The following is a 12,444-nucleotide window of genomic DNA, read 5'->3' as shown; positions in this document are numbered from 1 at the left end:
CACGGGCCCAGGCCGGTGCTCGGGCGGGAAATCGCTTGAACCTGACATCAGTGTCAGGTCCTATCGTCGGGCTACGCCGAACTCGGCGTCCACGGACGGGGGAAGAACGATGAGCAGTGACCTGGCCGGCAAGGTGGCCCTGGTGACCGGCGGCAGCCGGGGCATCGGCGCGGCGGTGGCCAAGCGGCTGGCGGCCGAGGGGGCGGCGGTGGCGCTGACCTACGTCCGGGCGGAGGACCAGGCCCGCACGGTCGTCAAGGAGATCGAGGAGGCGGGCGGCCGGGCGGTGGCGCTCCACGCCGACCTGGTCGAAGCGGACGCCGCCGCTCGGGCGGTGGAGGAGACGGTCCGGCAGCTGGGCGGAATCGACGTCCTGGTGAACAATGCGGGCTTCCTCACCTACGGCCCGCTCGCCGAGGTGTCGGTCGAGGAGATCGACCGGGTGCTCGCCGTCGACGTCCGGTCGGTGCTCCTGGCCTCCCAGGCCGCCGCCCGGCACATGGGCGAGGGCGGGCGGATCATCAGCATCGGCTCCTGCTTCAACGGGCGGGTCCCCGGCGCGAACTTCGTCCTCCAGGCGACGGCCAAGACCGCGCTCACCGGGCTGACCAAGGGCCTGGCCCGGGAACTCGGCCCGCGCGGGATCACCGCCACCATCGTCGACCCGGGCCCGATCGACACCGACATGAACCCCGCCGACGGCGACTCCGCCGGCTTCCAGCGCTCGCTCACCGCCCTGGACCGCTTCGGCGCGGCCGAGGACATCGCCTCCGCCGTCGCCTTCCTGGCCGGCCCCGGCGGCCGCTACGTCACCGGCACCGCCCTCGCGGTGGACGGCGGCTACACGGCCTGAGTGAACGGCCGGTGCACGGGAGGGCGGCGACGGGGGTGTCGCCCTCCCGCGCACGGTCATGATCATGGATCGATCCTTGGTAGCGTCGGGCGCGGTGCCGCTCAACTGCGGCGCAGCGCCGTCGACATGAGAGAGCATCACATGGCCACCAGGACGATCCGCCGAGCCGTCATCCCCGCCGCCGGACTCGGCTCCCGCCTGCTGCCGCTGACCAAGGCCACCCCGAAGGAGATGCTGCCGGTCGGCGACAAGCCGGTGATCGAGCACACCGTGCGCGAGCTGATCGAGAGCGGCATCACCGACATCACCATCGTCGTCAACGGCGACAAGGGCCTGATCCAGGAGCACTTCCGCCCCAACCCGGTGCTGGTCGAGCAGTTGCGCCGGGACGGCAAGGCGGCGTTCGCGGACGCCGTCGAGGAGGTCGGGGAGCTGTCCCGCAAGGGGCACATCAGTTACCTGTACCAGCACGGCCCGTACGGCAACGGCACCCCGGTGCTCAACGCCGCCCGGCACTTCGGGGACGAGCCCTGCCTGGTGCTGTGGCCGGACGACGTGTTCGTCGCCGAGGTGCCGCGCGCCCAGCAGCTGATCCGGGCGTTCGAGCAGACCAACGCGCCGGTGCTGGCGCTGATGCCGATGGCGCCCGAGGACTCCTACCGCTACGGCGTGCCGGTGGTGAAGGAGGACCTCGGCGGTGGCTCGCTGCGGATCACCGGCCTGGTGGAGAAGCCCAAGCTGGCCGACGCCCCCTCCGGGTACGCCGCCATCGGCGGGTACGTGATCACCCCCGGCATCGTCGACGAACTGCGCGAACTCACCCGCCGCTGGCACGAGAAGCCGGAGGACGAGGTCTACCTGACGGACGCCATCAACGCCTACGCGGCCCGCCGCGCCGTGTACGGGCAGGTCATCGCCGGCACCTGGTACGACACCGGCAACCCGGCCGCCTACCTGCGCGCCCAGTTCGCGGCGGCGCTCGCCAACCCGGAGTACGGGCACGAGCTGCGCCGGCTGGCCGCGGAGCTCGCGCCCGCCGACTGAGCACGGGGCCGGAGGGCCGGGTTCGACCGGATGCGACCACCCCGGGCGGGGCGGGCCGGGCGGGCTCCATAGGATGGCAAGTCGTTGACTATTCGCCGGTGTCAGGATCTTCGGAGGGCGCCCCGGACCAGGGCGCTCCGGACCAGTGACCCGGGATCAGGGCGCGCCCGTGGAACCGGGCCGGTCGCCGGATTCGCTCCGGTCCTCGGGCTTGATTCAGGGAGAACCATGCAGGACACCGTGCTCGCCGACCGCTACCGGCTGCTGGACTGGCTGGGCGGGGGATCGATGGGCGACGTGTGGCTCGCTGAGGACGAGGTCCTGGGCCGCCGAGTGGCCGTCAAGGTGGTCAAGCCCGCCCTGCTGGACGAGCCCGGCTTCGCCGAGCGCTTCCACGCCGAGGCCCGCGTCATGGCGCAGCTGCGGCACCCCGGCATCGTCGGTGTGTACGACTACGGGCACACCGCCGCGGACGGGCGGGCCTCGGTCGGCTACCTGGTCATGGAGCTGATCGACGGCGAGCCGTTGAGCGCGGTCCTGGAACGCCGCGGCGCCCTGCCGGTGGCCGAGGCGCTGCGGATGGCGCTCCAGGTGCTGGAGGCACTGGAGGCCGCGCACGAGTCCGGGGTGGTCCACCGGGACGTCAAACCGGCCAACCTGATGGTCCGGGGCGACCGGACGGTGATCGCGGACTTCGGCATAGCCCGGCCCGGCTGCGACGCGCGGCTGACCGTCCCCGGGATGGTGCTCGGCACCGCCGCCTACCAGGCGCCGGAACAGGCCTCCACCGGGACGGTCACCGCCTCGGCGGACCTCTACGCGCTCGGCGTCGTCCTGTACGAGTGCCTCGCGGGCCGGCTGCCGTTCGACGGGGAGACCGCGCTGGAGGTGATCCTCAAGCATCTGACCGAGCCCGTGCCGCCGCTGCCGGAGGGCGTGCCCGTGCCGGTGGGGACGCTGGTGGCGCGGGCGATGGCCAAGGACCCCGGCGAGCGCTGGCCGGACGCCGCGGCGATGGCCGCGGCGGTGCGGGACGCGCTCGCGACGGGCGGGGACGTGCTCGCGACGGCCGGGGACGAGGCGCGGCCGGTCGGGGAGACGGCTCCGCAGCGGCCGCGGCCGGCCCGCCGACGCGTGCGGCCGGCGGGGCCGCGGGTGCGCGCGCTGGCCGCGGTGACCGCGCTGACGGTGCTCTGCGTGGGCGGCGCCGCCGGGGCGACGGTGATCCGGGCCGGCGCGCCGGAGGGGGCGGCCGTCGCCCAACCGCCGGCCGACCCCGCGGGGCCGCCCGTCACCGCGTCGGTGGCGGACGACCGCTCGCCCGCCGGGCAGCCGTCCGCCCAGCCGCCGGCTCCGGAGGGGTCGGCCGGGCCGGGAGCGAGCGGGAGCCCCGGGTCCGGGTCCGCACCGGCTGCCGTGCCCGTCCCGGCCCCGGTCGTCGTCGAGCCCGCCCCGGCCACTCGGCCCGGCCGGCCCGACGCGCCCGCCCAGCCGCCCGTCGGGCCGGCCCCGGCCCCCACCACCGGGCCCGCTCCGGCCCCCGTCGTACCGCAGCCGACGCCGCCGCCGGCCTCCGGCACCCCGGACCGGCCCGCGGGCCGCGACCAGCCCACGCCCACGGCCTCCGCGACCGCGACGCAGCCCGCACCGCCCACCGAGCAACCGAGACCGCCGTTGCCCAACCTGGCGCAGATCACCGGCAACGGTGCCGTGCTGGACAACTACAGCTCCGTGGACAAGAACGGCAACGGGGTCAACACCTACATCCCCAACGGCTCGCTGGCCCAGGTCTGGCGGCTGGACAAGATCTCCGAGGGGAGGTACTACCTGCGCAACGGCGCCAGCAACTTCACCAAGGTGCTGGATCTGGACGTGCCCAGCAAGAAGGTGCAGATCTGGACGAATCCGCCGGCCGCCGAGAACCAGATCTGGTCCCTCGTGCCGGTTCCGGGCGGCTACCAGATCGTCAACGCGACCACCAAGGAGTGCCTGACCTCCTACGGAGTCGGCTACTGGGTCGGCGTGGAGGCCTGCTCGGACACGCCGAAGCAGGTGTGGACGTTCTCCTGAGCGGCCGGGCCCGAACGGACGTCTGAGCGGCCGCGGTCCGAACGGACGTCAGGCCGGCAGCCAGGACGGCCACTGCCGGCGGGGCCGGTCGGTGGGCCGGCCGGGTCCGAGCAGTGCCTGCAGCCGGTCGGCCTCGGGGGAGCCGATGGCGGCCAGGATGTCGTAGGCCTCCGAACGGCAGGCCCGGGCCGCCTCCGCGGTGGCGTCGCGGTCGGCGAGCGTGTCGCCGAGCGCCGCCAGGGCGAGTCCGCGGCCGCGGCGGTCGCCGTCGAGGGTCAGCACCCCGACCGCCCGGTCGGCCGCCTCCACCGCCTCGTCGCCGCGGCCGACGGCGCGCAGTGACTCGGTGAGCCGCAGCAGGGTACGGCCGGTCCGGCGCCGGTCGTCCGGCCGCAGCAGGGCGAGGGCGGCGCGGTGGTGGCGCAGGGCCTGCTCGAACTCGCCGCGGTCGTGGGCGATCGTGCCCAGCGAGTCGAGCGCGAGCGCCTGGAGCTCGCGGTCGGCGAGCTGGTGGCAGATCAGCAGGGACTGGTCGACGACCCGGGCCGCCGCGTCGAACCGCCCGAGCTCGGTGAACGCCCCGGCCAGGTCGAGCAGTTCGGCGGCCGCCGAGCGCCGGTCGCCGAGCCGCTCCCAGGCCGCGATCGCCGCGCTGAAGCCGTCCACCGCGTCGCCCGGCCGGCCGATCTGGACGAACAGGGCGGCCAGCGAGGCGTGGGCCAGGGCGAGCAGCGGCCCCGGCAGATCGTGGGCGGTGCACAGGTCGCGGGCCCGGATCAGCTCGCCGAGGGCCGCCGGTTCGGAGCCGACCTCGGTCAGCAGCCGTCCGAGCACCAGTCGGGCCCGGACCTCGGCCGTCCGGTCGCCCTGCCGCACGGCGGTCTGGAGCAGCACCTTCGCCGCGTGCCCGAGCGGCCGGGTGGCCTGGCCGGTCTCGCACAACAGGCTGCAGCCGAGCAGCAGTTCGGCCACCAGGTCGAGCCGGGTGGGTGCGGGGAGCGCGGCGTACTGGCCGACCAGGGCGCCGATGCCGGGGAACTCCGCGCGGCCCCGAGCCACCGCCCGGGCGTCGGGGGCGCGGGGCGCGTCGGTGCCGGGCAGGGCCGCGCGGGTGGCGGCCGGGCCGAGGGCCGCGACGGTCTCGGCGTGGAGGTGGACCGCCAGCCGGGTGAGGACGGCGGCGGGGCGGTCGGCCTCCGCGTCCGCGCTCGCCCCGCTGTCCGGTTCGGTGCCCGGTCGGGTGTCCGGTTCGGTGCCCGATTCGGCTTCCGGGCCGAGCCGTTGGGCGAAGGCGCGCAGCAGGTCGTGGTACCGGTAGCGGTCCGGTGCCACGGTCTCCAGCATCGAGCAGTCGACCAGTGACTCGGCCAGCTCCTCGGCCGTGTCCTCGGGCAGGCCCAGCACCGCCGCGACCCCGCTCGGCGACAGGTCGGGCACCTCCGGCACCGCCAGCAGCCGGAAGGCGCGGGCCTGATCGGGGGCCAGCTGGTCGTAGCCGAAGCGGAACGCCGACTCGACGGCGAGGTCCCCGGTGCGCAGCACGTCCAGTCGGCGACGGTTCTCGGAGAGCTTGTCGAGCAGCCGGGCCAGGGTCCAGCCCGGCCGGCAGGCCAGCCGGGCGGCCAGGATGCGTACGGCCAGCGGGAGGTGGCCGCAGAGCCGGACGAGTTCCCGGGCGGTGTCCGCCTCGGCCGTCAGCCGCTGCTCGCCGACCACCCGGCCGAGCAGGTCGAGGGCCTCCTCCGGGGCGAAGGCCGGCAGCTCGACGACGTGGGCGTTCGGCAGCGAGCCGAGCCTGGCCCGGCTGGTGGCCAGCACGGCGCAGCCGGGCCGGCCCGGTAGCAGCGGCCTGATCTGTTCGGCGTCCCGGGCGTTGTCGAGGACCACCAGGACGCGTCGGCCGGAGAGCAGCGAACGGAACTGGGCGGAGCGCTCGGCGAGTCCGGGGGCCAGCCCGTCCGGGGGTACGCCGAGGGAACGGAGGAGGGCGCCCAGCGCGTCCTCGGGCCGGGTCGGGCGGCCGTCGGCCCCGTGCAGGTCGACGTGGAGCTGACCGTCGGGGAAGTCCGCGGCCAGCCCGTGCGCGACGTGCACGGCCAGGGCCGTCTTGCCCACGCCGCCCAGGCCCGACACCGTGGCCACCGGCACGGTGCCGGTGGCGAGCAGGGCGGTCCGCAGCTCCTCGGTCTGTGCCGCGCGGCCGGTGAAGTCGGAGAGGGCCGCCGGCACCTGGGTCGGCCGGACCGGCGCCCGGTACGGCGGGCGGACCGCGGCGGTGCCGGGCCGGAGCGGCGCGGGCGCCAGCAGGGCCCCGTCGCCGGCCAGGATCCGGCGCTGCAGCTCGCGCAGCCCGGGCCCCGCGGCGACGCCGAGTTCCGCCCGCAGCCGCGCGTCCGTCGCGCGGTACACGCCCAGGGCGTCGGCCTGCCGGCCGGCCTGGTACAGGGCCAGCATCAGCAACTCGGCGAACCGTTCCCGGAGCGGGAACTCGGCGGTGGCCGCCGTCAGTTCGGCGACGGCCCCGCCGGACGGGCCGGCCTGGACCTCGGCCTCCAGGCACGCTTCCAGGACGGTCACCCGGCGCTCGGCCCACTCGCCGCGCTGCCGCTCGGCGTACGGCCCGGGAAGCCCGGGCATCGGCTCGCCCTGCCAGAGGGCCAGCGCCGAGCGGAGCGCCGCGGCGGCGCGGGGGTGCTCCTCGGCGCCGCGCAGCTCCCGGGCCTCGCCGACCAGTTCCTCGCAGCGCTGGGTGTCCAGCCCGCCGGGGGCGACGGTCAGCAGGTAGCCACCGGCGAGTGAGGTGAGCGGGGCGGGCCCGAGGATGCGGCGCAGGCGGTGGACGTACGTCCGGATGACCGCCCTCGCCCGGAGGGGCGGCTCCTCGTCCCACAGGTCGTCGACGAGCTGATCGGTCGACACCGGGTGGTTGGCCCTCAGCAGCAGCGAGAGCAGCAGGCTCCGCTGCTGCGGCGACCCGAGCGCGAGCTCCCCGCCGTCCCGCCACCCCCGCACCGGCCCCAGCACCGCGAACCGCAACCCATCCACCGGTCGTTCCCTCCACCCGCAAACAAACCCCCCGGCGCATGATACCGACTGCATCGTCCCTGGTCAGAGGGCGCTTGCCGAAGGCCCGGTGGTGGGGCCGGGCGGTGGGGCCGGGCGCTGGGTGGCGGGGTCAGCTGCGGTCGTGGTCCCCGGTGGCGCCGTCGGTGAGTTCGCGCAGGATGTCGAGGTGTCCGGCGTGCCGGGCGGTCTCGGTGGTCATGTGGATGAGCACCCAGCGCAGCGAGACGGTCCGGCCCGACCAGGAGGTGCCGGTGTCCTCCAGATCGAGTTCCGCGATCACCTCGTCGGCGGCGGCCCGGGCGCGGGCGTAGAAGGCCAGCACGTCCGCCGTCGACTCGTGCGGCTCGATCCGCAGGTCGGACTCGTCGTCGGCGTCGACGTCGAACGGCAGCGGTCCGGTCTCCCGGCCGAACGTCTCGCGGAACCAACCGAGTTCGGCACCGCCGAGGTGCTTGACCAGACCCAGCAGGTTGGTCCCCGAGGGCGTCAGCGGCCGGCGCAACTGCTCGTCGTCCAGGCCCTGGACCTTCCACAGCACCACGTTGCGGTGCCGCTCCAGGGCCGCGTGCAGGCTTTCCTTCTCATCACCGGTGAACGGCACGATCGTGACCATGCGCGGGACGCTAGCAGACCGGCCCGGACCGGCGGCCGACGGGCCGGTCAGCCCTTCGGTACGAGGGTGTTCTCGTTGCTGCGGCCGGTGGCGAAGTCGTCGATGTTGCGGGCGGTGGCGTCGATGATCTGGCCGACGGCGGTGTGGGTGAAGTAGGCCTGGTGGCTGGTGACCAGGACCTGGGGGAAGGTGACCAGGCGGGCGAGGGTGTCGTCGGTGATGCCCTCGATGGAGCGGTCGGTGAAGAAGACGCCGGTCTCCTCCTCGTAGACGTCGAGGCCGACGCCGGAGAGGCGGCCGGCCCGCAGGGCCTCGACCAGGGCGGCGCTGTCGACGAGGCCGCCGCGGCTGGAGTTGACGAGGATGGCGTCGGGCTTCATCCGGGCGAGGGCGGCGGTGTCGATGAGGTGGTGGGTGGCCGGGACGAGGGGGACGTGCAGGCTCACCAGGTCGGCGCGGGTGAGGAGTTCGGGCAGTTCGGTGTAGTGCATGCCGAGGTCCCGGCAGGCCGGGTTCTCGGCGATGTCCCAGCCGAGCAGGGTGGTGCCGAAGCCGGCCGCGATCCGGGCGAAGCACTCGCCGATCTTGCCGGTGCCGATCACGCCGACGGTCATCCCGTGCACGTCCCGGCCGAGCAGACCGTCGAGGCGGAAGTCGAACTCGCGGGTGCGTCCGGCGGCCCGGACGATCCGCCGGTTGACGGCCAGCGCCAGGGCCCAGGCGTGTTCGGCGACCGCGTACGGGCTGTAGTGGGAGACCCGGGCGACGGTGAGGCCGAGGTCGGCGGCGGCTTCCAGGTCGATGTTGTTGAAGCCGGTGGAGCGCTGGGCGATCAGCTTGGTGCCGCCGGCGGCGAGGACGGCGAGGGTCTCGGCGTCCAGGACGGCGTTGACGCTGCTGCTGACGACCGGGTAGCCGGCGGCGAGCGGGGCGGTGTCGTGGTTGAGGAACACGTCCAGGCAGCGCAGTCCGTGCCGGCCGGAGAAGGCCCGTTCCAGCAGCGGTCGTTCGTCGGCCTGCACGCCGTACGCCAGGATCTCCACGGGCGGTCCTTCCGGTCGGCCCCCGCCGCCCACGCTAGCCGGGCGGCGGCCGGAACGCCCGCCGGGTGCACGGGAGCCCCCGGCGGGTGGCCGGGGGCTCCGTACGGGGCGGCGGCGGTCAGAGGACCGTCTCGGCCTCCTGGTAGCGCTCCTGCGGGACGGTCTTCAGCTCGGCGACGGCCTCGGCCAGCGGCACCAGGTTGATGTTGGTGCCCTGCAGCGCGGTGATGTGCCCGAAGGCGCCCTTGTGGACGGCCTCCACGGCGTGCCAGCCGAAGCGGGTGGCGAGCACCCGGTCGTAGGCGGTCGGGGTGCCGCCGCGCTGGGTGTGGCCGAGGATCACCGGGCGGGCCTCCTTGCCGAGGCGGTGCTCCAGCTCGCGGGAGAGCTGGGTGGCGATGCCGGTGAAGCGCTCGTGGCCGTAGATGTCCTTGGAGCCCTCCTCCCAGTGCATGGTGCCGGGCTCCGGCTTGGCGCCCTCGGCGCAGACCACGATGGCGAACTTCTTCTGCCGGTCGAAGCGCTCGCGCACGACGTCGGTGAGCTTCTCGATGTGGAACGGGCGCTCCGGGACGACGATGGCGTGCGCGCCGGCGGCCATGCCCGCGTTCAGCGCGATCCAGCCGGTGTGCCGGCCCATGACCTCGACGACCATGACCCGCTGGTGCGACTCGGCGGTGGTCTTCAGCCGGTCCAGGGCCTCGGTGGCGACCGAGACGGCGGTGTCGAAGCCGAAGGTCACGTCGGTGGCGGCGATGTCGTTGTCGATGGTCTTCGGCACGCCGACGATCGGCAGGCCCGCGTCGCTCATCAGCTTGGCGGCCTTCAGGGTGCCCTCGCCGCCGATCGGGATCACCGCGTCCAGGCCGAGGTCGGCGCAGTACTTCTTGGCCCGTTCGACGCCGTCCCGCAGGTGGCTCGGCTGCACCCGGGAGGACCCGAGGATGGTGCCGCCCTGGGCCAGGATGCCGCTCACCGAGTCCAGGGTCAGGGGGCGGTGGTGTCCTTCCAGGAAACCGCGCCAACCGTCCTCGAACCCGATGATCTCGTCGCCGTGGTCGACCACCCCCCGGTGGACCACGGAACGGATCACCGCGTTCAGTCCGGGGCAGTCACCGCCGCTGGTCAGCACTCCGATACGCATTAGCTTTGCAACTCCCGAGCAGAACCGAGGAACGGCCGGACCACAGGCGGGGACGACGAGCCGTCACCGTGACGAGGCGCTCCCATGCCGGGGTGGCGGGGAGGTGGCCGCGGGGTGATGGACCGGCCGATCCGGACAGAACGCCCGAAAACGGCCGTGAAGTCGAGCATACGGCCCCTGGTCCGGCCGGGCAGGAGCCGACGCGGGAGCGGCGCCGTCGGCGCCCCCGCGCGGAATTGCGGCCTGCTGCCGAGGAGGGTGTGCAGCCGGCAGCCCCATTGTCGTACGTCCGGGGCCGCCCGCGGGCCGGGTGACCGCATCGCGGGCACCCGGGCGGGGCGTTCGGCCGTCCGCCGTGGGGCGTTCGGGGGTACTACGGGTGGTACGGGGTGGTGCGGGGGGTACCGCCGCCGGCGGACGCCACCGGCGGTACTGGAGGCCCTAGGAGGGCCGGGAGGTGGCCGCGATGCGCTCGGCGCGCAGCGCGTCGTACCAGGTGGTGTCGGCCGGCGGCAGGGCGTTGACGTCCAGCGCCAGCTTGATCAGCAGGTCGGCCACGGCGGGGTTGCGGGCCAGCACCGGGCCGTGCAGGTAGGTGCCGAGCACGGTGTCCCGCCAGGCGCCCTCGGTGCCGTCGCCGGTGCCGTTGCCGCGGCCGACCGTGACGGTCGCGAACGGCTGGACGCCCTGGCCGAGGTGGGTGACGCCCTGGTGGTTCTCGAAGCCGGTCAGCTGCGGCAGGCCGAGCCGCGGGTCCACGTCGGCGAGCACGTCGCCGACGCAGCGGGCGCCCTCGCCGCGGGTGGTCCAGACGTCGAGCAGGCCGAGGCCCGGCTCGCGCTCGCCGAGGTCGTTGATGAACTCGTGGCCCATGATCTGGAAGCCGGCGCAGACGCCGAAGATGATCGCGCCGTTCTCGGCGGCCCGTACCAGACCGCTGTCGGCGCGCAGCCGCTCGGCGGCCAGCCGCTGGGGGCGGTCCTCGCCGCCGCCGATCAGGTAGATGTCCCCGCTGGTGGGGATCGCCTGGTCGGAGCGGACGTCGATCCGGGTCACGTTGAGATGGCGCTGGCGGGCCCGGCGCTCCACGACCAGGGCGTTGCCGCGGTCGCCGTAGGTGCTGAGCAGGTCCGGGTAGACCCAGACCACGCGCAGGCTGCTCTCACTCATCCTCGAAGGCCTTCCGTCACGAAAAGACTGGTGTGCGGGCGCGGCATCAGCCGGCCACGACCTTCCGCAGCTGCTGGAAGGCGGTGTAGTTGGCGATGGCCTCGATCCGGCCGGGCGGGGCCATCCGGACGGCCTGCTCCAGGGTGTCCACGACGTGGAACTGCAGCCCGGCGACCTCCAAGCGGACGGCCAGGTCCAGCTTGCGCTGGCCCATCACGAAGATCGGGTGGCCGGCGAGGCGCTCGTAGTCGACGTCCCACAGCCAGGAGGTGTCGGTGCCGTCGGCGTCGAGGGCGTTGACCGAGAGGATCACCGGGGCCGGCGGGCCGTCGATCAGCGAGAAGGTCTCCAGCCAGCCGGCCGGGTTCTTGGCGAGCAGCAGGCGGATGTCGCGGCCCTGGTACTGCACCACGTCGTAGCGGCCGGCCACGGCGCTGACCGAGCGCATCCGCTCCAGCGCGACCTGCGGGGAGACGCCGAACACGGCGGCGACGGCGGCCGAGCTGGTGGCGTTGGCCAGGTTGGCCCGGCCGGGCAGCTGGAGCTGGATCGGCCAGGCGCCGCGCTGGGGGTCGATCACGTGGGTGCCCTGGAGCGCCCAGTGCGGGTTGGGGCGCCGGAAGCCGCAGTCCTGGCAGAACCAGTCGTCGCCGGGGCGCTGCATCACGCCGCCGCAGGCGGGGCAGGACCAGGCGTCCTCCTTCCAGGCCTGTCCGGCGGCCACCCAGACCACCTTCTTGCAGGAGGAGGCGGCCCAGGTCACCAGCGGGTCGTCGGCGTTGGCGATGACCACGGCCTCGGTGTCCTGGAGGCCCTCGCGCCACTTCTCCGCCATCATGCGGGTCTCGGCGGCGCGGTCCAGCTGGTCGCGGGAGAGGTTGAGCAGGGCGATCGCCTTGGGACGGGTGTCGCGGGCGACCGTCGCCAGGTACTTCTCGTCGACCTCGATCACGCCGAAGCGGGCGTCGCTGCCGCCGGCCAGGGCGGAGGTGATGCCGGCCGGCATGTTGGCGCCCAGGGCGTTGGAGACCACCGGGCCGGCGGCGCGCAGCGCCTCGGCGATCAGGCGGGTGGTGGTGGTCTTGCCGTTGGTGGCGCTGACCAGGACGACGTCCAGGTGGTCGGCGAGGGTGGCGAGCAGGTCGGGGTCGAGCCTGAGGGCGACCTTGCCGCCGATCACCGAGCCGCTTCCGCGTCCGGCCTTACGGGACACGGCGGCGGCGACCTTGCCGGCCGTGACCGCGATCTTGGCGCGGGCGGGCAGGGAGGCGTCGCGTGCGCCTGTGGGCTCCGATTCGGTGCCTGCCATGCTCAGTGGTTCCTCCTTGCTGCGGCACCGCCCGCTGGCCGGATAACGGGCCGTCGGGCGGCGGGGACGGGGCCAGCCTACCGACTCCGTAGCCCGGCCGGACGAACCGGACCCCATGCCGCCTGCTGTGAC

The 12,444-nt window shown here is 74.5% G+C and carries 9 protein-coding genes; 3 read left to right on the top strand and 6 right to left on the bottom strand.

The features are described 5' to 3' along the window. The first annotated feature begins 109 nt into the window (after nt 1-109). From ABTZ03_RS10635 to ABTZ03_RS10625, 3 genes are all read left to right on the top strand, one after another. Nucleotides 110-853 carry a 3-oxoacyl-ACP reductase family protein gene (locus ABTZ03_RS10635; protein WP_350512522.1) on the top strand — a complete coding sequence of 248 codons (744 nt, stop codon included), beginning with the start codon at nt 110-112 and terminating at the stop codon, nt 851-853. Nucleotides 854-994: 141 nt separating this feature from the next. Further along, nucleotides 995-1,897, top strand: coding sequence for a UTP--glucose-1-phosphate uridylyltransferase (locus ABTZ03_RS10630; RefSeq protein WP_350512521.1), 903 nt, complete (start codon nt 995-997; stop codon nt 1,895-1,897). Between the two features lie 228 nt (nt 1,898-2,125). After that, nucleotides 2,126-3,967: a serine/threonine protein kinase gene (locus ABTZ03_RS10625; protein ID WP_350512520.1), complete on the top strand. Its 1,842-nt coding sequence runs from the start codon at nt 2,126-2,128 to the stop codon at nt 3,965-3,967. A 48-nt stretch (nt 3,968-4,015) separates the two neighbouring features. On the opposite strand, the gene ABTZ03_RS10620 is transcribed toward ABTZ03_RS10625, so the two are convergent. The 6 genes from ABTZ03_RS10620 to ABTZ03_RS10595 all read right to left on the bottom strand — a co-directional run bounded on the left by ABTZ03_RS10620 (nt 4,016) and on the right by ABTZ03_RS10595 (nt 12,312). Continuing rightward, nucleotides 4,016-7,012, bottom strand: coding sequence for an AfsR/SARP family transcriptional regulator (locus ABTZ03_RS10620; RefSeq protein ID WP_350512519.1), 2,997 nt, complete (start codon nt 7,010-7,012; stop codon nt 4,016-4,018). Between the two features lie 130 nt (nt 7,013-7,142). Continuing rightward, a complete protein-coding gene (locus ABTZ03_RS10615; RefSeq protein ID WP_350512518.1) occupies nt 7,143-7,646 on the bottom strand; it encodes a DinB family protein in 504 nt (167 codons plus the stop codon). 47 nt (nt 7,647-7,693) lie between these two features. Beyond that, nucleotides 7,694-8,689 carry a 2-hydroxyacid dehydrogenase gene (locus tag ABTZ03_RS10610; RefSeq protein ID WP_350512517.1) on the bottom strand — a complete coding sequence of 332 codons (996 nt, stop codon included), beginning with the start codon at nt 8,687-8,689 and terminating at the stop codon, nt 7,694-7,696. Between the two features lie 118 nt (nt 8,690-8,807). Beyond that, nucleotides 8,808-9,833, bottom strand: coding sequence for a 6-phosphofructokinase (locus ABTZ03_RS10605; protein ID WP_350512516.1), 1,026 nt, complete (start codon nt 9,831-9,833; stop codon nt 8,808-8,810). 441 nt (nt 9,834-10,274) lie between these two features. Continuing rightward, nucleotides 10,275-11,003, bottom strand: a complete 729-nt coding sequence (locus ABTZ03_RS10600; RefSeq protein WP_350512515.1) for a type 1 glutamine amidotransferase — start codon at nt 11,001-11,003, stop codon at nt 10,275-10,277. A gap of 46 nt (nt 11,004-11,049) precedes the next feature. After that, nucleotides 11,050-12,312: a MurT ligase domain-containing protein gene (locus ABTZ03_RS10595; RefSeq protein ID WP_188307220.1), complete on the bottom strand. Its 1,263-nt coding sequence runs from the start codon at nt 12,310-12,312 to the stop codon at nt 11,050-11,052. Between the last annotated feature and the right edge of the window lie 132 nt (nt 12,313-12,444).

Source organism: Kitasatospora sp. NPDC096077, from assembly GCF_040303245.1.
Classification (GTDB): Bacteria; Actinomycetota; Actinomycetes; order Streptomycetales; family Streptomycetaceae; genus Kitasatospora.
Note: the sequence above shows the minus strand (reverse complement) of the source record. Positions and strands in the feature narration are given on the sequence as shown.